Origin of the sequence: Pseudomonas sp. AU12215 (assembly GCF_001675465.2) — a bacterium.
GTDB classification, from domain to species: domain Bacteria; phylum Pseudomonadota; class Gammaproteobacteria; order Pseudomonadales; family Pseudomonadaceae; genus Pseudomonas; species Pseudomonas nitroreducens.
In genome coordinates this window covers 40,984-63,414 of sequence record NZ_MACM02000029.1, presented here as the reverse complement: position 1 = coordinate 63,414, position 22,431 = coordinate 40,984, and the positions used below count along the sequence as shown (strand labels likewise).

The 22,431-nt window shown below is 65.6% G+C and carries 18 protein-coding genes; 12 read left to right on the top strand and 6 right to left on the bottom strand.

Annotation, left to right across the window (positions count from 1 at the left end; translation table 11 throughout):
* Together feoA and A9513_RS08105 are read right to left on the bottom strand one after the other, a co-directional pair.
* Nucleotides 1–228 carry a ferrous iron transporter A gene (feoA, locus tag A9513_RS08110; RefSeq protein ID WP_024762599.1) on the bottom strand — a complete coding sequence of 76 codons (228 nt, stop codon included), beginning with the start codon at nucleotides 226–228 and terminating at the stop codon, nucleotides 1–3.
* Between the two features lie 189 nt (nucleotides 229–417).
* Entirely contained in the window at nucleotides 418–1,257 is an 840-nt protein-coding gene (locus tag A9513_RS08105) for an ATPase (protein ID WP_024762598.1), read from the bottom strand.
* A gap of 264 nt (nucleotides 1,258–1,521) precedes the next feature.
* On the opposite strand from A9513_RS08105, the gene A9513_RS08100 reads away from it, so the two are divergent.
* On the top strand, nucleotides 1,522–1,812 hold the full coding sequence (locus A9513_RS08100; protein WP_037009468.1) for a hypothetical protein: 291 nt from the start codon (nucleotides 1,522–1,524) through the stop codon (nucleotides 1,810–1,812).
* 29 nt (nucleotides 1,813–1,841) lie between these two features.
* On the opposite strand, the gene A9513_RS08095 is transcribed toward A9513_RS08100, so the two are convergent.
* Nucleotides 1,842–2,831 carry an NAD(P)-dependent oxidoreductase gene (locus tag A9513_RS08095; RefSeq protein WP_024762596.1) on the bottom strand — a complete coding sequence of 330 codons (990 nt, stop codon included), beginning with the start codon at nucleotides 2,829–2,831 and terminating at the stop codon, nucleotides 1,842–1,844.
* A gap of 192 nt (nucleotides 2,832–3,023) precedes the next feature.
* Here A9513_RS08095 and A9513_RS08090 point away from each other — a divergent pair, with 192 nt between their 5' ends.
* Nucleotides 3,024–4,085 carry a trans-acting enoyl reductase family protein gene (locus A9513_RS08090; RefSeq protein ID WP_065084429.1) on the top strand — a complete coding sequence of 354 codons (1,062 nt, stop codon included), beginning with the start codon at nucleotides 3,024–3,026 and terminating at the stop codon, nucleotides 4,083–4,085.
* On the opposite strand, the gene A9513_RS08085 is transcribed toward A9513_RS08090, so the two are convergent.
* Nucleotides 4,072–4,977, bottom strand: coding sequence for a LysR family transcriptional regulator ArgP (locus A9513_RS08085; RefSeq protein ID WP_141678353.1), 906 nt, complete (start codon nucleotides 4,975–4,977; stop codon nucleotides 4,072–4,074). The genes A9513_RS08090 and A9513_RS08085 overlap by 14 nt on opposite strands.
* Nucleotides 4,978–5,069: 92 nt before the next feature.
* Between A9513_RS08085 and A9513_RS08080 the strand changes: the two genes are divergently transcribed.
* The 10 genes from A9513_RS08080 (at nucleotide 5,070) to A9513_RS08035 (ending at nucleotide 19,352) form a co-directional block, all read left to right on the top strand.
* Nucleotides 5,070–5,477, top strand: a complete 408-nt coding sequence (locus A9513_RS08080; protein WP_037009458.1) for an ACT domain-containing protein — start codon at nucleotides 5,070–5,072, stop codon at nucleotides 5,475–5,477.
* Nucleotides 5,478–5,480: 3 nt separating this feature from the next.
* Nucleotides 5,481–6,083: a LysE/ArgO family amino acid transporter gene (locus A9513_RS08075; protein ID WP_037009461.1), complete on the top strand. Its 603-nt coding sequence runs from the start codon at nucleotides 5,481–5,483 to the stop codon at nucleotides 6,081–6,083.
* 322 nt (nucleotides 6,084–6,405) lie between these two features.
* Entirely contained in the window at nucleotides 6,406–6,987 is a 582-nt protein-coding gene (sodB, locus tag A9513_RS08070; protein ID WP_024762591.1) for a superoxide dismutase [Fe], read from the top strand.
* 194 nt (nucleotides 6,988–7,181) lie between these two features.
* Nucleotides 7,182–9,263, top strand: a complete 2,082-nt coding sequence (locus tag A9513_RS08065; RefSeq protein WP_024762590.1) for a bifunctional diguanylate cyclase/phosphodiesterase — start codon at nucleotides 7,182–7,184, stop codon at nucleotides 9,261–9,263.
* A gap of 281 nt (nucleotides 9,264–9,544) precedes the next feature.
* Nucleotides 9,545–10,882 (top strand): imelysin family protein, encoded by a 1,338-nt coding sequence (locus A9513_RS08060; RefSeq protein WP_024762589.1) that lies wholly within the window; start codon nucleotides 9,545–9,547, stop codon nucleotides 10,880–10,882.
* A gap of 191 nt (nucleotides 10,883–11,073) precedes the next feature.
* Nucleotides 11,074–12,498, top strand: coding sequence for a di-heme oxidoredictase family protein (locus A9513_RS08055; RefSeq protein ID WP_065084428.1), 1,425 nt, complete (start codon nucleotides 11,074–11,076; stop codon nucleotides 12,496–12,498).
* A 15-nt stretch (nucleotides 12,499–12,513) separates the two neighbouring features.
* Nucleotides 12,514–13,575 carry an imelysin family protein gene (locus A9513_RS08050; RefSeq protein WP_065084427.1) on the top strand — a complete coding sequence of 354 codons (1,062 nt, stop codon included), beginning with the start codon at nucleotides 12,514–12,516 and terminating at the stop codon, nucleotides 13,573–13,575.
* Between the two features lie 153 nt (nucleotides 13,576–13,728).
* Nucleotides 13,729–14,823, top strand: a complete 1,095-nt coding sequence (locus A9513_RS08045; RefSeq protein ID WP_037009471.1) for a DUF1513 domain-containing protein — start codon at nucleotides 13,729–13,731, stop codon at nucleotides 14,821–14,823.
* Between the two features lie 270 nt (nucleotides 14,824–15,093).
* Nucleotides 15,094–16,212, top strand: coding sequence for an efflux RND transporter periplasmic adaptor subunit (locus A9513_RS08040; RefSeq protein WP_065084426.1), 1,119 nt, complete (start codon nucleotides 15,094–15,096; stop codon nucleotides 16,210–16,212).
* A gap of 83 nt (nucleotides 16,213–16,295) precedes the next feature.
* The gene (locus A9513_RS08035) at nucleotides 16,296–19,352 is read left to right on the top strand and encodes a multidrug efflux RND transporter permease subunit (protein WP_065084425.1); all 3,057 of its coding nucleotides are present in this window, start codon (nucleotides 16,296–16,298) and stop codon (nucleotides 19,350–19,352) included.
* A gap of 160 nt (nucleotides 19,353–19,512) precedes the next feature.
* Here the strand turns inward: A9513_RS08035 and A9513_RS08030 are convergent, their stop codons facing one another.
* Nucleotides 19,513–20,544, bottom strand: a complete 1,032-nt coding sequence (locus A9513_RS08030; RefSeq protein ID WP_065084424.1) for a hypothetical protein — start codon at nucleotides 20,542–20,544, stop codon at nucleotides 19,513–19,515.
* A 187-nt stretch (nucleotides 20,545–20,731) separates the two neighbouring features.
* On the bottom strand, nucleotides 20,732–22,096 hold the full coding sequence (locus A9513_RS08025) for an MFS transporter (RefSeq protein WP_037014720.1): 1,365 nt from the start codon (nucleotides 22,094–22,096) through the stop codon (nucleotides 20,732–20,734).
* Nucleotides 22,097–22,431: the final 335 nt, after the last annotated feature.

Genomic DNA, 22,431 nt, shown 5'->3' with positions numbered 1-22,431 from the left:
TCAGTCCTGCGCTTCGAGCTGGAGGAAGGCCAGATCGCGGCGGCGCAGGACCAGGCTGCACTGGCGGGTATCCACCTGCACCGGATCGCCCAGCGGCGCCACGCGGCGAACCTTCAGCTCGGCACCTGGCAGCAGCCCCATGGAGAACAGTCGCTGGCGGAAGGCGGCGCCGATCCCGGGCCGGTACCCCGCGATGCGGTACCGGCGTTGCGCTTGAAGATCGTGCATGGAAAGCCTCCGGGCGAATGATCGAACAAGGGGAGAATCAGAATAACTCTCATTTGTTAGCGATTATTCGCTTCGAAGCCCGCCCTGAAACTGATTCAAGACAAGAATTGCCGTGACTACTCCCAAAGAGGGATGGCCAATGAAAAGCCCCCGGACCGTTCGGTGCGGGGGCCTTTTTCAGACCGCGGTTCAGCGCGTGCTGATCTGCTGCTGGAGGTTCTGCATCTGCTGCTGCAGGGTGTTGATGTTGCGCATCACCTGGATGCGGAATACATCGAACTCCTTGGTATCGCTGTTGGCCTGGCCCTGGCGGCCATCGACTTCGGAGCGCAGCACGAAAAGGTCGTCCTGCAGGCTCTTGATCGCCTTGGACTGGCTGCCGTCCTTCTTCAGGTTGGCGATTTCCGTGTTGAGCGCCTGGATCTGCTGGTTGGCGGCGGCAAGGTCGGCCTGCACGTTCTTGAACTTGGCCTGCTCGTCGGAAATGGTCTTGAGCTTGGCATCCAGCTGGGCCACCAGTTGCGCGGCACTTTCCTGTTGCGCCTTGAGGTCGTCGCTGATCTGCGCCAGGCGCTTGCCCTGGGCGCCGTCGAATTCCGACAGGGAAATCTGCTGCGCCTTGGCCTGCTCGGCCAGGCGGCCCTGCAGTTGCTTGACCTGCAGCTTCAGCGCCTCGCGGTCGCTCATGCCATTGGATTCGTTGGCGACGAACTTGCCGCGGATGTCGTCCAGGCGACCGGCGGCCTCCTCGCTGATCTTGGCGAAGCTTTCCTGGGTGGCGATCAGTTGCTGCTCCATGAGCAGCAGTTGCTGGTGGCTCCACCAGCCCACACCGGCCAGGGCGATGGCCATGGCTGCGACCAGCGCCCACAGCGCACCGGTCCCGCCGCCACGTTTCACCGGCGAGGGCAGCGGACGTCCGCTGGGCTCGACCACACGGCGCGGGTGATGGCCGAATTCGTCGCGGTCGGCGGCGTCGGTGGAAAGGTGGGGCACATCATCGAATTCGTCGAACGTGTCATTACGCATGGAATGAACCTGTGGGGATGAAGCGGCGTGTTGCCTGCGCAGGGCGCAGTATATCCGTTCGCATGACTCTGAGAGCAGCCTGGGAGCAGCGTGCCATCACAGGGCGTCACGCACCTCGTCGGCGCACAGAAGACCCGTGACGGAGGGCGCAGTTCCCCAGGCGACCCGCCAATAGTGGCTTTGCGACATCGTGGCACGCCCCTTGCTCCTGCTCCCGATACTTGGCGCCGCTTTGGCGCCCTTCGCGGGGGAGGAAGTCGGGTGATCGAACTCAACAAGGCCATCCTGGATTGCATGCGCGAATTGCGCCGCCGTCTGCGTGAAGAACAGGCGCTGGAGATCCAGTACCAGCAGAGCGATGCCATCGAGCGAATGCTGCGCGCCTGTGCCGATTCCAGTTGCGAGGAGACCCGCCAGTTGGGCGAGCGCCTCAGCGAGCTGAGCGGCATACAGTTACCGCGCCTGGTGCAGGAGCCGAGCTTTCTGCCAATGCAGGGCGGCGGCGAGCAACAGTATTCCGGCCCACTGCGTGGCGGTGCTCGCGCACCACGCTAGGCAGAGAAAGCTCTCGCAGGAGCGAGCCTCTACATGCCGCGCAACCGCCACCAGTCACAGAACTCGTCCAGCGCATCCCACAGGCTGTTCTGCGGGTCGTAGTCGAGGTACTGGCGCGCACGGGAGATATCCAGGGAGAAGTCCTTGGCCATCACCGCCATGCCCAGGCGATGCAGGGTCGGCTCCGGGCGACCGGGCAGGACCTTGCACACGCCCTCGTTGATCAGCGCCAGGTTGTACGCCAACCCGTAGGGCATGTGCCGCTCCACCGGCTGCATGTCCAGTCGGCGCAGCACGTAGTTCACCACGTCCCACAACGGCAGCGGCTGCCCGTTGCTGATGTTGTAGGCTTGGCCGAGCGCCGCGTCGCCGGCCATCAGGCTGGAAAACAGTGCGTCGTTGAGGTTCTGGATGCTGGTGAAGTCCACCTTGTTCAGGCCCTGGCCGATGATGCGCAGGCGGCCCTTGCGGTGCGCGGCGATCATCCGCGGGAAGATGCTGGTGTCGCCGGCGCCGGTGACGAAACGCGGGCGCAGCGCCAGCACTTCCAGGCCGAACTCCTGGGCGCCGAGGGCGACCAGTTCCGACTGATACTTGGTCGAGCCGTAATGGTTGGCGAAGCGCTTGGGCACCTGTTCTTCATTGATGCCGACATGGGACTGGCCGTCGAAATAGATCGATGGCGAGGACAGGTGCACCAAACGGCGGACCTTCTGCTTCAGGCACGCCTCGACGATGGCCTCGGTCATCACCACGTTGGCCTGGTGGAAGTACTCGTGGCTGCCCCACACACCGACCGCACCAGCGCAATGCACCACGGCGTCGACGTCGCTGCACAGCGCGCGCACCAGCGCCGGGTCCGACAGGTCGCCGGCCATGAACTCCGCGCCACGCGCCACCAGCGGTTGCAGCGCTTCCTCGCGGCGTCCGTTCACCCGTACCGCCAGCCCCTGCTCCAGGGCGAAGCGAGCGAAACGCCCGCCAATGAACCCGCTGGCTCCGGTGACCAGAATCTTCATGCACGCCACTCCTGTTTTTATTTCCGGCGACTCTATCAGCCGCCGCACGCTACCACTCTGGCCTTGCACGCCAGAAACGAATCCTTGCAGACCGCAGCGAGCCGGCAGGGTTGCACGACTTGAGATCGGCGACATGCCGGGGGTGGTTGCGACTACCCTTGAGGCACTCACGCGTATCCACGAGGCCACATCATGAGCAAGTCCCACTGGATGATCTACGGCGCCAACGGCTACACCGGCCGGCTGGTGGCCGAGCAGGCGCAACGCGAAGGCCTGACGCCGATCCTCGGCGGCCGCAACCCGGCCAGCCTGCATGCGCTGGGCAGTTCGCTGGGACTGGAGTGCCGGGTGTTCGACCTGAACGACAGCGCCGCCGCCCTGGCCACGCTGGAAGATATCGCCGTGGTCGCCAACTGCGCGGGCCCCTTCTCCGCCACCGCCGCGCCGATGATCGAAGCGTGCATCGCCAGCGGCGCCCATTACGTCGACATCACCGGGGAGATATCCGTCTTCGAATACGCCCACGGCCTCGACGAAGTGGCGCGCACGGCAGGCGCGGCGATCTGCCCCGGCGTCGGCTTCGACGTGATCCCCACCGACTGCGTCGCCGCCTGCCTCAAGGAAGCCATGCCCGACGCCACGTCCCTGGCGCTGGGCTTCGACAGCGGCAGCGGCCTTTCGCCGGGTACCGCCAAGACCACCGTCGAAGGCCTCAAGCTGGGCGGCAAGGTGCGCGAAGCCGGCCGCCTGCGCGACGTGCCGTTGGGCTACAAGCGCCGCGACATCGACTTCGGCCGCGGCCTCAAGCATGCCGTGACCATTCCCTGGGGCGACGTGGCGACAGCCTATTACTCCACCGGCATCGGCGACATCGAGGTGTACCTGCCGGTGCCGCCCGCCGCCGCCATCGGCATGCGCGTGATGGACAGCTTGCGCCCGCTGCTGGGCCGCGACCGCGTGCAGGACTGGCTCAAGGAGCAGGTGGAGAAGCGCGTCCACGGCCCGGACGAAGTGGCGCGCGGCAAGCTGCGCACCTGGGTCTGGGGCGAAGTGCGCAATGCCCGTGGCGAACGCTGCACGGCGCGCCTGGAAACGGCCAACGGCTATGACGTGACCATCCACGGCGTGCTCTTCGCGGTGCGCCATCTGCTGGCCAATCCCACCAGCGTCGGCTACTTCACACCGTCGAAGCTCTTCGGCGCGCGCTGCATCGAGCAGTTGCCCGGCAGCGGCAGCATCGTCATTCGCGGCTGATCGGCACCATCAGCCCCGGCGCCTTCGCCAGCAGGTGCCGGGTCAGCGCGGCGAGCAGTTCGCCGCCGTTGCGCCAGTGGTGCCAGTAAAGCGGAACGTCGATCACCCGCCCCGGCAGCATGTCCATCAGCTCACCGCGTTCCAGCTCGCCGCGCACCTGCTGCTCGGGCACCAGCCCCCAGCCGAGGCCGCCGCTGGTCATGCGCACGAAGCCCTCGGAAGACGGGCACAGGTGGTAGCTGAAGTGACCATCGACGCCCAGGGCCTTCAGGTAGCGGTGCTGCAGTTGATCGTCCGGCCCGTAGACGATGGCCGGGGCGCGCACCAGCCCTTCGGGCTTCACTCCCTTGGGAAAATGCCGGGCAATGAATTCCGGGCTGGCCAGCCCGCGATAGCGCATGGCGCCCAATGCCTCGCAGCGCCCGCCGGCCACCGGGCGCGGGCTGGCACAGACACAACCGGCCACCTCGCCGGCGCGCATGCGCTTGAGGCCGACTTCCTGGTCCTCGACGACAAGGTCCAGCAACACATGGCGCTCGCCACAGAAGTCCCCGACCGCCTGCGCCCACCAGGTCGCCAGGCTGTCGGCGTTCAGCGCCAGGCGCAGGCGCTCGGGCGCAGCGCCGTCGTCCAGCGCAGGCACCGATTGCTGCAGGTCGCCCTCCAGCAGGCGCACCTGCTGCACATGGTTGAGCAGGCGCTGGCCGAGATCGGTCGGCTGCGGCCGCGCCGCGCGCACCAGCACCGGCTGGCCGACCCGCGCCTCGAGCAGCTTGATGCGCTGGGAAATCGCCGACTGCGACAGCCCCAGCACCTGGGCGCCGCGCTCGAAACCACCCTGTTCCACCACGGCGGCCAGGGCGGCAAGCAGCTTGTAGTCGAACATGATCATTTTTCCTAATGAGATATCAGCAGTATTGGTTTTTCTTATACCCGCGAAAACCAGACAATCGCCAGCACTCCCTACTCGACGGACTGATCCTCATGGCTGGCGAAACCTCCCTGGCCGCGCTGCTGCGCGACATGACCCCGGTGCTCAATGACGGCGAATACGTCTATTGCACCTTGCCCGACGGGCAAATACCCGCCGGCCTGCAGCCGCTGGGCAGCTTCCGTGAAAGCGAAGGGTTGACGCTGATCCTGCCCCGCGCCGAGGCAGAACAGGCCGGGCTGGCCTTCGACTACGTCGCCGCGTGGCTGACCCTCGAAGTGCACTCGGCATTGCAGGCGGTAGGCCTCACCGCCGCCGTCGCGACGGCCCTGGCCAAGGCCGGGATCAGCTGCAACGTGGTCGCCGCCTGGTACCACGACCATCTGTTCGTCGCCCACGCCGACGGCCCGCGCGCGCTGGACGTCTTGCACGCGCTCACGCTCGACCCGGAAGGGATCTGAATCATGTGGCAGAGCTATCTCAACGGCATCCTGGTCGCCGCCGGGCTGATCATCGCCATCGGCGCGCAGAACGCCTTCGTCCTCGCCCAGAGCCTGCGCCGCGAGCATCACCTGTCGGTCGCCGCGCTGTGCGTGGCCTGTGACGCCATCCTGGTCAGCGCCGGGGTGTTCGGCCTGGCGAAGATCCTCGCCGAGAACCCGACGCTGCTGGCCATCGCCCGCTGGGGCGGTGTCACCTTCCTGGTCTGGTACGGCCTCAAGGCACTGCGTCGTGCAGTCGCACCCGAGGCCATGGCCAACGCCGGAGAAACCGGCCCGCGCTCGCGCCGCACCGTGCTGATGGCCGCGCTGGCGGTTACCCTGCTCAATCCCCACGTCTACCTCGACACTGTGCTGCTGATCGGTTCACTCGGCGCCCAGCAGGCCGCCCCCGGCGCCTACGCCATGGGCGCGGCCAGCGCATCCCTGCTGTGGTTCTTCACCCTGGCCTTCGGTGCCGCCTGGCTCGCGCCCTGGCTGGCGCGCCCTGCCACCTGGCGCCTGGTGGACCTGATGGTCGCCGTGATGATGCTGGGCATGGCCGCGCAACTGGTGTTTGCCGCCTGATCCCAGCACTTCGCGGGAAAATAGTCCGAACGACGATCCGCCGTCCCGGTCAGTCTAAGGTGGAGTGATTGCACGCAGCCCGCGACCTTGGGCCTTTGCCCCTACAGTTGCTGCGTGGATATGCCACAGGTCGGGTGCTATGATCCGACCTTCGCGGCGCCGGCGGGCTCTGAGCCTTCCGGACGCAACTGGCGCGCTGCCTGCCTCTTGATGGGGCGCATTGCAGCTACGCCCGGATGCCGCGACAAACATCGAACCGGCCCCGTGTACCGGTCGCGCGCTCGTCGCGCTAGCCCAGACTGAGTGAGATAGGAGAGAGACCATGGCTTTCGAATTGCCGCCGCTGCCTTACGCGAAGAACGCCCTTGAGCCGCACATTTCCGCGGAAACCCTGGAATACCACCACGACAAGCACCACAACACCTACGTCGTGAATCTGAACAACCTGGTTCCGGGTACCGAGTTCGAAGGCAAGAGCCTGGAAGACATCGTCAAGACCTCGTCGGGCGGCATCTTCAACAACGCAGCCCAGGTGTGGAACCACACCTTCTACTGGAACTGCCTGAGCCCCAACGGCGGTGGCCAGCCCACCGGCGCCCTGGCTGACGCCATCAACGCTGCCTTCGGTTCCTTCGACAAGTTCAAGGAAGAGTTCAGCAAGACCTCCATCGGCACCTTCGGCTCCGGCTGGGGTTGGCTGGTGAAGAAAGCCGACGGCTCCCTGGCCCTGGCCAGCACCATCGGCGCCGGCTGCCCGCTGACCAGCGGCGACACTCCGCTGCTGACCTGCGACGTCTGGGAGCACGCCTACTACATCGACTACCGCAACCTGCGTCCGAAGTACGTCGAGGCATTCTGGAACCTGGTCAACTGGGATTTCGTGGCCGAGCAGTTCGCTGCTTGATCGCCCCCCGATTGATCTGAAAAAACCCGGCCCCGTGCCGGGTTTTTTCGTAATGGGCGCGTAACGCCTTCGTGTCGGCTAACCTGAAAGGCCGGTACAGTCACGAAACACAACGATGGCCCTTTGACGCCATTGCGCCAATTGCCAATACTCAGCCCCAGTCGTTCGCCCCTGGCGAGAAACAAGGAAAGACCTTGAAACTGGATCCCCGGCACAGCCTCTCCCTCAAGCTGCTGCGAATGGTATTGCTCGCGGCCCTCGTGGTCGGGGTGGTACTCAGCTGTGCCCAGATCGTCTATGACGCCCACAAGGCGCGCCAGAACGTACACAACGACGCCCAGCGCATCCTGGCGATGGTCCGCGACCCTTCCACCCAGGCCGTCTACAGCCTGGACCGCGACATGGCGATGCAGGTCCTCGAAGGCCTGTTCCAGCACGAAGCCGTGCGCTATGCCGCCATCGGCCACCCGGACGAACCCATGCTGGCGGAAAAATCCCGCCCGCTGCTGGACTCCAATACCCGCTGGCTGACCGACCCGATCCTCGGCGCCGAGCAGAACTACTCCATCCGCCTCGCCGGCCGGGGCGGCTCCAACGAATACTACGGCGACCTGAAGATCACCCTCGACACCGCGCCCTACGGCAACGATTTCGTCGCCACTTCGGTGATCATCTTCATCTCCGGCATCCTCCGCGCCATGGCCCTGAGCCTGGTGCTGTTCATGGTCTACCACTGGCTGCTGACCAAGCCGCTGTCGAAGATCATCGAACACCTGGCCTCGATCAACCCGGACCGCCCCAGCCAGCACAAGCTGCCGATGCCCGACGGCCATGAGAAGGACGAACTGGGCCTGTGGGTGAATACCGCCAACCAGTTGCTGGCCTCCATCGAGCGCAACGGCCACCTGCGCCGCGAGGCCGAAGACAGCCTGCTGCGCATCTCCCAGTACGACTTCCTCACCGGCCTGCCCAACCGCAAGCTGCTGCAACAGCGCCTGGACCAGATACTCGAAGGCGCCTCGCGCCTGCAGCGCCGCGTCGCCGTGCTCTGCCTGGGCCTGGATGACTTCAAGGGCATCAACGAGCAGTACAGCTACCAGTTCGGTGACCAGTTGTTGATCGCCCTCGCCGACCGCCTGCGCACCCGCAGCGCGCACCTCGGCGCCCTGGCGCGGCTGGGTGGAGACCAGTTCGCCCTGGTCCAGGCCGACATCGAGCAGCCCTACGAAGCAGCGGAGCTCGCCCAGCAGATCCTCGACGACCTCGAAGCGCCCTTCGAGCTGGACCAGCACCTGGTCCACCTGCGCGCCACCATCGGCATCACCCTGTTCCCCGAGGACGGCGAGACCACCGAGAAGCTGCTGCAGAAAGCCGAACAGACCATGACCCTGGCCAAGAGCCGCTCGCGCAACCGCTACCAGTTCTACATCGCCAGCGTCGACAGCGAGATGCGCCGCCGCCGCGAACTGGAGAAGGACCTGCGCGAAGCCCTGGCGCGCAACGAACTGCACCTCGTGTACCAGCCGCAGGTGGATTACCGCGATCACCGCGTGGTCGGCGTCGAGGCGCTGCTGCGCTGGCAGCATCCGACCCAGGGCTGGGTCGCGCCGGACCTGTTCATCCCGCTGGCGGAACAGAACGGCAGCATCTTCAGCATCGGCGAATGGGTGCTCGACCAATCCTGCCGCCAACTGCGCGAGTGGCACGACCAGGGTTTTGACGACCTGCGCCTGGCGGTCAACCTGTCCACCGTGCAGTTGCGCCACAACGCCCTGCCGCGCGTGGTCAGCAACCTGTTGCAGATGCACCGCCTGCCGCCGCGCTCGCTGGAACTGGAGGTCACCGAGACCGGCCTGATGGAGGACATCTCCACTGCCGCCCAACACCTGCTCAGCCTGCGCCGTGCCGGCGCGCTGATCGCCATCGACGACTTCGGCACCGGCTACTCCTCGCTGAGCTACCTGAAGAGCCTGCCGCTGGACAAGATCAAGATCGACAAGAGCTTCGTCCAGGACCTGCTGCTGGACGACGACGACGCCACCATCGTTCGCGCCATCATCCAGCTGGGCAAGAGCCTGGGCATGCAGGTGATCGCCGAGGGCGTGGAGACCGTCGAGCAGGAGGCCTACATCATCGCCCAGGGCTGCCACGAAGGTCAGGGCTACCTCTACAGCAAGCCGCTGCCGGCGCGCGAGCTGACCCTCTACCTCAAGCAGGCGCGGCGCCTGGCCGAGGCTGCCGGCGGCAACTCCAACGGTTCCGTCGAACGTCACTGACTCCGCCTTACCGTAGGGCGCACAACGCGGAACGCTTTATCCGGCGCCTGCGCTTCCAATGTCGGTGGATAACGCCAGAGGTGTTTTTCGCCCTACAACGGCCTCCCGCTTAAATCACGTGATACTCCGGCGAGCGGCCGCTCTGGTGGCAACTTACTGGCCCCGCGGCGAATGGCGCCAGCGATCTCTCTTTTCAAAAATGCAAATCTTTCGCATTATGTTGCGGATTTTCTTGCGCAGTCCTTTTTCGTGCGCCTCCTCTCCATGCAAAGGAACCCGTCATGACTCGTATGCCCTGGGCCACTGCCAGCCTGCTCGCCATCGCCATTTCCCTCGCCGGCTGCGGCGATGACAAGAAAGCCGAAGCCCCCGCCGCCGCGCCGGCTGCCAGCACCCAGAGCACTGCCCCGGCAGCGGCTGCCAAGGTCGACGAGGCCGCGGTCAAGGCCGTGGTGAAGAACTACCTGGACATCGCCGAAGCCACCTACGGCGACGCCCTGACCACCGCCAAGGCCCTGCAGACCGCCGTCGACGCGCTGATCGCCAAGCCCAGCGAAGAAACCCTGAAGGCCGCCCGCGAAGCCTGGATCGCTTCCCGCCCGTCCTACTCGCAGAGCGAAGCCTTCCGCTTCGGCAACTCGATCATCGACGACTGGGAAGGTGCGGTTAACGCCTGGCCGCTGGACGAAGGCCTGATCGACTACGTCGCCAAGGACTACCAGCACGCCGAAGGCAACGCCGGCGCCACCGCCAATATCATCGCCAACACCGAGATCCAGGTCGGCGAAGACAAGATCGACGTCAAGGAAATCACCGGCGAGAAGCTCAAGGGCCTGAACGAGCTGGGCGGTTCCGAAGCCAACGTCGCCACCGGCTACCACGCCATCGAATTCCTCCTCTGGGGCCAGGACCTCAACGGCACCAAGCCGGGCGCCGGCGATCGCAAGTACACCGACTACGCCCAGGGCAAGGACTGCACCAATGGTCATTGCGACCGTCGCGCTGCCTACCTGAAGGCCGTCACCGACCTGCTGGTCTCCGACCTGGAAGAAATGCACGGCAACTTCAAGTCCGGCGTCGCCGACAACTACCGCGCCAAGGTCGAGGCCGACACCGCCGAGAACAATCTGCGCAAGATGTTCTTCGGCATGGGCTCCCTGTCCCTCGGCGAGCTGGCCGGCGAGCGCATGAAAGTCGCGCTGGAAGCCAACTCCACCGAAGACGAGCACGACTGCTTCAGCGACAACACCCACAACACCCTGTTCTTCAACGCCAAGTCCATCCGCAACATCTACCTGGGCGAATACAAGCGCACCGACGGCAGCGTCGTGAAGGGCCCGAGCCTGTCCGACCTGGTCGCCAAGGCTGACGCCGCCGCCGATACCGATCTGAAGAATGACCTGGCCAACACCGAAGCCAAGATGCAGGTCATCGTCGACCGTGCAGAGAAGGACGGTGTGCACTTCGACCAGATGATCGCTCCGGAAGACAAGGACGATCAGCAGAAGATCCGCGACGCCATCGCCTCGCTGGTCAAGCAGACCGGCGCCATCGAGAAGGCCGCTACCGCGGTCGGCGTGCAGGACCTGAAGCCGGACAACGCCGATCACCAGTTCTGATCCGCGCGTCCTGAAGTGACTGCGGCTCCAGGCCGCAGCTACTGAAATGGCAAAGGCAAAGCCCCGCACTGCGGGGCTTTGTCGTTTCCGGGCGGCAAACGATGTCGTTCGCAAATACAAATTTTTCATATTTGCATTTGACGCCCCTGATAACATGGCGCGCTGCCCTGTCACCGCTCTGGAACCCGTCGATGCTCCACCGCCGTACCGCCCTGCACCTCGTGCCGCTGCTGACTGCCCTCGCCCTTGCCGCGTGCAAGCCGGAGACCTCCCAGCACGCCGTGAGCGAACCTGGCGAAGCGCTTTCCGGCGGCGCCACCACGGTCAAGCAGAGCGACCGCAACGCCTATTCCATGCCCTCGGCCAACCTCACGCCGAGCCGCCGCCTGGACTTCGCCGTGGGCAACAGCTTCTTCCGCAATCCCTGGGTGATCGCGCCGACCACCACCACCGCGCGCGACGGCCTCGGCCCGCTGTTCAACACCAACGCCTGCCAGAACTGCCACATCAAGGACGGCCGCGGCCATCCTCCGGAGTTGAACGACGTCAACGCCGTGTCGATGCTGGTGCGCCTGTCGATCCCCGCCGGCTCCGCCGACGCCGAGACCATCAAGCGCCTGGGCGTGGTGCCCGAGCCGGTGTACGGCGGCCAGTTCCAGGACTCGGCGATCCCCGGCGTGGCGCCCGAAGGCAAGGTCCGCGTGGAGTACGACGCGGTGCCGGTGACCTTCAAGGACGGCACCGTGGTCGAGCTGCGCAAGCCGAAACTGCGCATCAGCGACCTGGGCTACGGCCCGATGCACGCGGACACGATGTTCTCCGCGCGCATCGCCCCGCCGATGATCGGCCTGGGCCTGCTGGAGTCCATCAGCGAGGCGGACATCCTCGCCAACGCGGAACGCCAAGCCAAAAATGGCGACGGCATCCACGGCCGACCGAACCGGGTCTGGGACGATGCCACGCAACAGACCGTCCTCGGCCGCTTCGGCTGGAAGGCCGGGCAGCCCAACGTCGCCCAGCAGAACGCCCACGCCTTCTCCGGCGACATGGGCCTGACCAGCGACCTGCTGCCCAGCGACGACTGCACGGCAGCGCAGACCGCCTGCAAGAACGCCATCGACGGCGGCAAGCCGGAAGTCAGCCAGCACATCTTCAACCAGGTCGCCTTCTACGCCCGCAACCTCGCGGTGCCGGCGCGGCGCAAGGTCGACGACCCGCAGGTGCTGACCGGCAAGGGGCTGTTCTTCGACTCCGGTTGCGCCAGCTGCCACACGCCCAAGTTCACCACCGGGCCGAACGCCGCCGAGCCCGAACTGGCCAACCAGGTCATCCGCCCGTACAGCGACCTGCTGCTGCATGACATGGGCGAGGGACTAGCGGACAATCGCCCGGAATTTCTCGCCAGCGGCCGCGATTGGCGCACCGCGCCGTTGTGGGGCATCGGCCTGACCGAAACGGTCAACGGCCATACCCAGTTCCTGCATGACGGCCGCGCCCGCAACCTGCTCGAAGCCGTGCTCTGGCACGGCGGCGAAGCCGAAGCGGCCAAGCAACGCGTACTGAACTTCGACGCCGGGCAGCGCGACGCCCTGCTGGCGTTCCTGAACTCACTCTAAGGAGCCGAGCCCACCATGTTCCGCCCCCGACTTCTGATCACCAGCCTCGCCATCGCCCTGGGCGCCTGCTCGCCCACCGATCCGCAGGCGACCACCAGCGCCACGCTGGCCCAGCAGGTGATCCTGCCGACCTACAGCCGCTGGGTCGACGCCGACCGCGCGCTGGCCGCCAGCGCCCTGGCCTACTGCCAGGGCAAGGAAGACCTGAGCAAGGCCCGCGCCGACTTCATGGCCGCCCAGAAGGCCTGGGCCGAGCTGCAGCCGCTGCTGGTCGGCCCACTGGCCGAAGGCAACCGTTCCTGGCAGGTGCAGTTCTGGCCGGACAAGAAGAACCTCGTGGCGCGCCAGGTCGAGCAACTGCTGAGCAGCGGCAACGCGATTTCCCCGGCGACCCTGGATAAATCCAGCGTCGTGGTCCAGGGCCTGACCGCCTACGAATACATCCTCTACGACGCCAAGATCGACCTGGCCAACGCCGAGACCAAGGCGCGCTACTGCCCGCTGCTGGAAGCCATCGGCAGCCACCAGCAAGCCCTGGCGGAGAACATCCTGGCGCAGTGGAAGCAGGACGGCGGCATGCTCGCCCAGCTCTCCAAATTCCCCAACGACCGCTACGCTGACGCTCACGAGGCCATCGCCGAACTGCTGCGCGTGCAGGTCACCGCGCTGGACATGCTGAAGAAGAAACTCGGCACCCCGCTGGGTCGCCAGAGCAAGGGCATCCCGCAGCCGTTCCAGGCCGAAGGCTGGCGCAGCGACATGTCGCTGGCGAGCCTGGACTCCAGCCTGACCGGCGCCCAGGCGCTGTGGGACGGCACCGACAAGAAGGGCCTGCGCGCCCTGCTGCCGGCCGAGCAGAAAGAGCTGGCCGGCAAGATCGACGCGGCCTACGCCGATGTCCACGGCAAGCTGAAAGCCATCAATAAACCCTTGAGCGAACTGCTGAAGGACGATGCCGGCATCAAGCAACTGAACGAGCTGTACGACAGCCTCAACGTCGTCCACCGCCTGCATGAAAGCGACCTGGCGAAAGCTCTCGGCGTACAGCTGGGGTTCAACGCCAACGACGGAGACTGATTCGGTCTGCTGCGCGTCGGCCAGGTGTCGTTGGAAAATACGTCGAATTGCTCATTGGCTGGAAGCCAACTCCGCATTCGCCGCACCTTTCCGCCTAACCTGGCTCTAGCTCGCAAGACCGATGGAATACGAGAAGTGATAGAGGTGAACGCCATGTTGCGACGTCACGTGATCGGCCTGGGCAGCCTGCTGCTCGGTGCCCTGACCTTCGGCGGCTGGACGCTGTCACGCAAGGGCAAGGAGCCCCTGGTGCTGTCCGCCCGTGACGACGCGGATGGCAAGCACTACGCCGTGGGCTATCGCCTGGACGGCAGCTGCGCCTTCGCCACCGAAGTCGGCCTGCGCTGCCACGACGTGGTGCAGCATCCCGAGCTGCCACTGGCGCTGTTCGTCGCCCGCCGGCCGGGCCGGCAGAGCTACCTGATCGACCTGAACGACGGCCGCCTGCTGCAGACCCTCGACTCGCAGGCCGACCGCCACTTCTACGGCCACGGCGTGTGGCACAAGGACGGCGAATGGCTCTACGCGACGGAGAACGACACCACCGATCCGGGCCGCGGGATGCTCGGCGTGTACCGCTTCGACGGTGAGCGCCTGAGCCACACCGGCGAGATTTCCACCCACGGCCTCGGCCCGCACCAGGTGTCCTGGATGCCCGACGGCGAAACGCTGGTGGTGGCCAACGGTGGTATCCGTACCGAAGCCGAAAGCCGCGTGGAAATGAACCTCGACGCCATGGAGCCGAGCCTGGTGCTGATGCGCCGCGACGGCTCGCTGATCTCCAAGGAAACCCTGCCGCAGCAGATGAACAGCGTGCGCCACCTGGCCATCGCCGGGGACGGCACCATCGTCGCCGGTCAACAGTATATGGGCGATGCTCACGACCGCGCCGACCTGCTCGCCATCAAGCGCCCCGGCGAGGCCTTCCAGCCCTTCCCGCTGGCCGACGAGCAGCGCCTGGCGATGACCCAGTACACCGCCAGCGTCGCCGTGCACAACGAGCTGCGCCTGGTCGCCCTCACCGCGCCGCGCGGCAACCGCTTCTTCATCTGGGACCTGGACAGCGGCGCCGTGCGCCTGGACGCGCCGCTGCCCGATTGCGCCGGCGTCGGCGCGGTGAAGGACGGCTTTGTCGTCACCTCCGGCCAGGGCCGCTGCCGCATTTACGACTGCCGCCAGGAACGCATCGCCGGCACGCCGCTGGACCTGCCGCCGGCCTTCTGGGACAACCACCTGCACCTGGCTTGATTACGGCCCGCGCGCTGCATCCAGATTTGCACCGATTCAGCGCGCATTTCTCGTAAACCCTTCAGTTTCAGCGGGAAACGTCTTGTAAACGCGGCCCTTTGACTCGCCACCGATTCAGGAATAAGGTGCGCAATTGCGCCCCGCAATGGGGCGTCCCACGTATAGGCTTCAGAGCCTGATCGACATCTGCGCGAACGGAAGGCCGCCCGGCCAATAGTGGGCGAGCGATCGCGCTCGATAGCTGCCAGGCACGTACCAAGGAACAGGAAGATGTTGCGCCGCATGCTGATCATGCTGGGCGTAGTTGCCGTCATCGTTGCGGTGCTCGCCGGCTCGAAATACCTCTCCATCACCCGACAGATCGCCATGTTCTCGGCTCCCCGCCCGCCGGTGAGCGTGAACGCGACCCACGCTAAAGAACGCGACTGGCAGAGCCGTCTGGCAGCCATCGGCACCCTGCGCGCGATCCAGGGCGTGACCCTGACTGCGGAAGTCTCCGGCACTGTGAGCGCCGTGCAGTTCGTCTCCGGCGACAAGGTCAAGGTCGGCCAGCCGGTCGTGCAACTGGAATCCGACGTCGAGCAGGCCACCCTGCGCACCGCCGAGGCGGACCTCGGGCTGGCCCAGGTCGAGTACGAGCGCGGCAAGAGCCTGGTGGGCCGCCAGGCTATCTCCAAGAGCGAGTACGACCGCCTCGCCGCCCAGCTGAACCGCTCCACCGCCACCGTCGCGCAGCTCAAGGCGGCGCTGGCGAAGAAGCGCATCCTCGCGCCGTTCTCCGGTACCATCGGCATCCGCCAGGTGGACGTGGGCGACTACGTTTCCCCCGGCACCGAGATCGTCACCCTGCAGGACCTTTCCACCCTTCAAGTGGACTTCTTCCTGCCCGAACAGGACTTCCCGCTGCTCAAGCGCGGGCAGAAGGTGGTGGTGCGCGTGGCAGCCTATCCGGGCCAGAGCTTCGACGCGCAGATAGACGCCATCAGCCCGCGCGTGGACAACCAGACGCGCAACCTGCTGGTCCGCGCCAGCATGGCCAACCCGGAGGGCAAGCTGCTGCCGGGGATGTTCGCCAACCTGGAAGTGCAATTGCCCGACAGTGCGCCGCGCGTCGTGGTGCCGGAAACCGCCGTGGCCTTCACCCTGTATGGCAACTCGGTATACGTGGTGGTGCCGCACAAGCCCAAGGACGGAGAGAAAGCCGCAGAGGCCAAGGCCGGAGACGCACCGAGGCTGGAAGTCGAACGCCGCTTCGTGAAGACCGGCGAACGCCGCGAAGGCAACGTGGTGATCCTCGAGGGCCTGAAGGCCGGCGAAGAAGTGGTGACCTCCGGCCAGCTCAAGCTGGACAACGGTACCGCCGTGGCCATCGTCAAGGACCCGCAGTAATCGCATAGCCGGCGCGTCGCTCGATGCTGCGCGCCAACAGACCCCGCCGTCATCCGGCAGGGTCCGCATTAAAGGATTGAGCTATGTTCACCGATCCCTTTATCCGTCGCCCCGTGCTGGCGACCGTGGTCAGCCTGCTGATCGTCCTGCTCGGCATGCAGGCGTTCAGCAAGCTGGTGATCCGCGAATATCCGCAGATGGAAAACGCGCTGATCACCGTCACCACCTTCTATGCCGGCGCCAACGCCGAGACCATCCAGGGCTACATCACCCAGCCGCTGCAGCAGAGCCTCGCCAGCGCCGAAGGCATCGACTACATGACCTCGGTGAGCCGGCAGAACTACTCGGTGATCTCGATCTACGCGCACATCGGCGCCAACACCGATCGCCTGGTCACCGAGTTGCTGTCGAAGATCGGCGAGGTGAAGACCCAGCTGCCGCCGGATGCCGAGGACCCGATCCTCGACAAGGAAGCGGCCGACGCCTCGGCGCTGATGTACATCAGCTTCTTCAGCGAGCAGATGAACAACCCGCAGATCACCGACTACCTGTCGCGGGTGATCCAGCCCAAGCTCGCCACCCTGCCGGGCATCGCCGAAGCCGAAATCCTCGGCAACCAGGTGTTCGCCATGCGCCTGTGGCTGGACCCGGTGAAAATGGCCGCCTACGGCATCACAGCGGGCGATATATCCAGCGCGGTACGCGAATACAACTTCCTCTCCGCCGCCGGCGAGGTGAAGGGCGAGATGGTGGTCACCTCGGTGAACGCCACCACCGACCTGAAATCCCCGGAAGCCTTCGCCGCCATCCCGCTGAAGACCGCCGGCGACCGCCGCGTACTGATGGGCGATGTGGCGCGCATTGAACTGGGCGCGGCGAGCTATGACGCGGTCAGCTCGTTCAACGGCATCCCGTCGGTGTACATCGGCATCAAGGGCACGCCCAGTTCCAACCCGCTGGACGTGATCAAGGAAGTCCGCGCCAAGATGCCGGAGCTGGAAGAACAGCTGCCGCCGAGCCTGAAGGTGTCCATCGCCTACGACGCCACGCGCTTTATCCAGGCCTCCATCGACGAGGTGGTGAAGACCCTGGGCGAGGCGATCCTGATCGTCATCGTCGTGGTCTTCCTGTTCCTAGGCGCGTTCCGCTCGGTGATCATCCCGGTGGTGACCATCCCGCTGTCGATGATCGGCGTGCTGTTCTTCATGCAGATGATGGGCTACTCGATCAACCTGCTGACCCTGCTGGCGATGGTGCTCGCCATCGGCCTGGTGGTGGACGACGCCATCGTGGTGGTGGAGAACATCCACCGCCACATCGAGGAGGGCAAGTCGCCGTTCCAGGGCGCCATCGAGGGCGCGCGGGAAATCGCCGTGCCGGTGGTGACCATGACCATCACCCTGGCCGCCGTGTATGCGCCCATCGGCTTCCTCAGCGGCCTGACCGGCGCGCTGTTCAAGGAGTTCGCCTTCACCCTCGCCGGTGCGGTAATCATCTCCGGCATCGTCGCCCTGACGCTGTCGCCGATGATGTGCTCGCGTCTGCTGCGCCACGACGAAAACCCCAGCGGCCTGGCGCATCGCCTGGACCTGATCTTCGAGGGGCTCAAGCAGCGTTATCAGCGCGCCCTGCATGGCACGCTGAACAGCCGTCCGGTGGTGATCGTCTTCGCCCTGCTGGTGCTGGCGATCATCCCGCTGCTGCTGATGTTCACCCACAAGGAACTGGCGCCGGAGGAAGACCAGGGCATCGTCTTCATCATGGCCAACGCACCGCAGACGGCGAACCTGGATTACCTGTCGAAGTACACCGCCGAGTTCGAGGGTATCTTCCGCAAGTTCCCCGAGTACTATTCGGCGTTCCAGATCAACGGCTACAACGGCGTGCAGACCGGCATCGGCGGCATGCTGCTCAAGCCCTGGGACGAGCGCGACCGCAGCCAGATGGAGCTGCTGCATGCGGTACAGGAAGAGCTGAACAAGATTCCCGGCCTGCAGATCTTCGGCTTCAACCTGCCGTCGCTGCCAGGGACCGGCGAGGGCCTGCCGTTCCAGTTCGTGATCAACACCGCCAGCGACTACCAGTCCCTGCTGCAGGTGGCCGAGCGGGTGAAGAAGCGTGCCGAGGAATCAGGCAAGTTCGCCTTCCTCGACCTCGACCTGGCCTTCGACAAGCCCGAACTGGTGGTCGACATCGACCGCGCCAAGGCCGCGCAGATGGGCGTCAGCATGCAGGACCTGGGCGTGTCCCTCGGCGCGCTGCTGGGTGAAGGCGAGATCAACCGCTTCACCATCGACGGGCGCAGCTACAAGGTGATCGCCCAGGTCGAGCGCGCCTACCGCGACAACCCGAGCTGGCTGAACAATTACTACGTGAAGAGCCAGAGCGGCCAGCTGATCTCGCTGTCCACCCTGGTGACCTTCCACGAGCGCGCCCGCCCGCGCCAGCTCAACCAGTTTCAGCAATTGAACTCGGCAATCATCTCCGGCGTGCCCATGGTCAGCATGGGCGAGGCCATCGAGACGGTGCGCGGTTTCGCCGAAGAGGAATCGCCGCGCGGCTTCTCCTTCGACTACGCAGGCGCCTCGCGGCAGTTCGTGCAGGAAGGCAGCGCGCTGATGATCACCTTCGCCCTGGCATTGGCAGTGATCTTCCTGGTGCTGGCGGCACAGTTCGAGAGCTTCCGCGACCCATTGGTGATCATGGTCACCGTGCCGTTGTCGATCTGTGGCGCGCTGATCCCGCTGTTCCTCGGCCTGTCGAGCCTGAACATCTACACCCAGGTCGGCCTGGTGACGCTGATCGGCCTGATCAGCAAGCACGGCATCCTCATCGTCGAGTTCGCCAACCAGCTGCGCCATGAGCGTGGCCTGTCGGTGCGCGAGGCGGTCGAGGAAGCCGCGGCGATCCGCCTGCGCCCGGTACTGATGACCACCGCAGCGATGGTGCTGGGCGTGACCCCGCTGCTGTTCGCCAGCGGCGCCGGCGCGGTCAGCCGCTTCGACATCGGCGTGGTGATCGCCACGGGCATGAGCGTCGGTACGCTGTTCACCCTGTTCGTCCTGCCCTGCGTGTACACGCTGCTGGCCAAGCCGGACAAGAAGCCTGCTGAAGCCGGCACGCCAGCCACGGCGCACTGAATGAAAAAGCCCCGCATCCACGGGGCTTTTTTCTCTGTTTGATCCGTGCGACCAGCCCCTGTAGGAGCGAGCTTGCTCGCGAACCGCCTGATGCCAATGTCCCTGGCTAAACCGCGTTCGCGAGCAAGCTCGCTCCTAGAGTTCCTGCACAACCGGGACTTCACTGTTTCGGAATCGAAAACGCCACCAGCCGATACCCGTCGGCGGTGCGGATGAAATCGAAACTCGCATGCTTGGCCGGCTCGAATGAGCCCTGCTCCCAGTGCTCCATGGCCGAGACCTTGGGCGTCATCCACTGAGCGAAGTCGCCGCAGTTGTCGAAGTATTGCGGGTCGCTCTCGGGGTCGAACGGCCAGCCCATGTCGTCCTGGCGCACGCCATAGCCACCTGACGCACGCAGGGTTTCCAGGCGCTTGCGCAGCTCGGCCACGTGTTGGCGCAAAACATCGCCCACCGGAGCGGCCTGCCAGTCATCCAGCGATTCGCTGCCCTGACCGTGCCAGACTCGCGAGTAGCTGTGCGCCTTCAGCGAATCATCATCGAGCTGCGCGAGAAAAACGTCCCTGAACCAGAGAGCGAAGTCCTTCTCGATGTCGACGAAGCTGATGTAACGACCGTCGACTCCCTGGAAGGAGACGCGGCGCGGGTCGTTGGAGGGTTGTTCGCTCACCTGCTGCGAGAACCAGTCCAGCGCGCCAGCACGGGTGCTGTCGAAGTTCGACACCAGCGCCTTGCCATGGCGGTCGAGCAGCAACTCGGTGCCGCCCTTCCAGCCTCGGTGTTCACAATGCTCCAGGCTGATACCCGGATCGGCGCAGGTTCGGCTGGCCCCCGTCAGCGCCACGACCATGCCGTTACGCATGGCACTGGCGTCGCTCAGCTCGGCCGGGATCAGCACCCGGCCATGGCCATCGAGGAACCCCACCTTGTCACGCTGGCGATCGCGGAAGCGGATGCTGTTCTCACTCTCGCAGACCGGCGCGTTGTCGAAGAAGTAGACCGCATCCGGCGCCACCCGACGACCATCGCGCAGCAGGTGGTAGGTGCGGTAACCGTCGGCGGTTTCCTCCCCGGTGGCGATGATGTGCTCGAAGCGCCGCGCCATCGTGAACATCGGGCTGAGCCTGGGCGGGACCTGCACCGTGCCCTGCGCATCCTTGAAGCCGATGAGGTCGTTCTGCGTGAACGCCACCCAAGGCTCGTTCGCTCCTGCCGGAGCGCACAGCGCCAGTGCCCCCAGGACAAGCAGCCCTGCACGAATGCCCTTTCCTTCCATGCTGGAAATCTCCCCTCGAACCCATGTTCCGTCGCATTGTGCCACGCACAAAGAAAAGCCCCCGCGCATCGCTGCTCGGGGGCTCGGTGCCGAACTGGCAGTATCAGGCCGGCTGGCGTTGCATCGCGCCGCTGCCGCTCTCGCCCTTCAGGCTCCAGCTCTTGAGGTGCTCGAGGCTGGCCCGGTACGGCTTCAGGCCGTTGGCCAGGAACAGCGCGCCCGCCAGCAGGGCCACGGCACTGACGATCAGCAGCGAATAGCGCAGCGCCATGTCGTCGGCAAACACGTAGTCGGTGACCAGGGCGATGGCGGTGGGGCCGACGCCCAGGCCCAGCAGCGTGACCACGAACAGGTAGATGGCCGAGGCCTGGCCGCGCATGGAGTTGGGCATGATTTCCTGGATCGCCGCCGGGGCGACGCCGAAGGGCATGCTGAGGAAGAACACGATGGGCGCCATCATCGCGGCAGCCGCATTGGCACTGTCCAGCAGCGGGTAGACCAGGCTCAGCGGGATGGCCAGGATGGCGGCCAGCAGGCCCACGCGCATGTTGGCGTCGGTGCGCCCGCGCTTGGCCCAGTAGTCGGCCAGGCGGCCACCGCAGACGATGCCCAGGCAGCCGAACACGGCGACGATGCTGCCGTACACCACGCCCACGTGGCCGGCGTCCCAGCCATAGGTGCGGACGAAGAAGGTCGGCACCCAGGCGCCGCTGCCGTAGCTGGCGAAGGAGATGCAGGCGAAGCCGAAGTTGTGGCAGATCACCGTCTTGCGGTTGGCGCGCAGGTAGGCGCCCACCTCGCTCATTGGCACCACCACGCCGGCCCCCACGCCACGACGGGTCGGCTCCTTGACTGCGAGCATCAGCAGGGTGAACAGCACACCGGCCGCGCCGAGAATCAGGAAGATCAGCTGCCAGGGGCGCACTTCACCGAGGACCGGCAGGTGCACGTCGCCCTGGGCCGAGGCGAACTTGATTACCAGGCCGCCGAGCAGGAAGGCCAGGCCCGAGCCGAGGTAGATGCCCATGGAGTAGACGCTGATGGCGGTGGCGCGGCGATTGGCCGGAAAGCTGTCGGCGATCAGCGAATAGGCTGCCGGCGACAATGCCGCCTCGCCCACGCCGACACCGACGCGGAACAGCAGGAAGTGCCAGTACTGCTTGGCCAGGCCGCAGGCGGCGGTCATGGCGCTCCAGATCAGCACGCCGACGGTGATCAGCCCGCGGCGGCTGCGGCTGTCCGCCATGCGCCCGAGGGGAATGCCGCACAGGGTGTAGAACAGCGCGAAGGACAGGCCCATCAGCAGGCTCATCTGCGTGTCGCTGATTTCCAGGTCGCGGCGGATGGGGCCGACCAGCAGGTTGAGAATCTGTCGGTCGATGAAGGAAAGCACATAGGCGACCATGAGGATCGCAACCGTGGACCAGGCCACGGCACTGGAGGGGTAGCCGTTATTGTTGTTGTTCATGCCGGGCTCCTGATACGCCGCCAATCGCGGCGAAGGCGAAGGGGAGACCGGCAGAGTAGGCATTGCGAACACACAGCGCGCGCACTATCAGGTCTCTGAATGCGTGCGTCGGCCGTTGGCTGATGAATGGGTGGTCAGAGGCTGGCCGCCGGGTTTCAGCAGGGGCGCTCCTACGAAGAGCAGGCAAGTACCGGAGATACTCTCACCCCAGCCCTCTCCCAAAGGGAGGGGGGGCAATCCGAGCCGGCTGACGCTGAGCTTTCATCCTGTACCGAACGCTCCCCTCTCCCTATGGGATAGGGTCAGGGTGAGGGGAAGCCAGAGCGCCGAAGTCG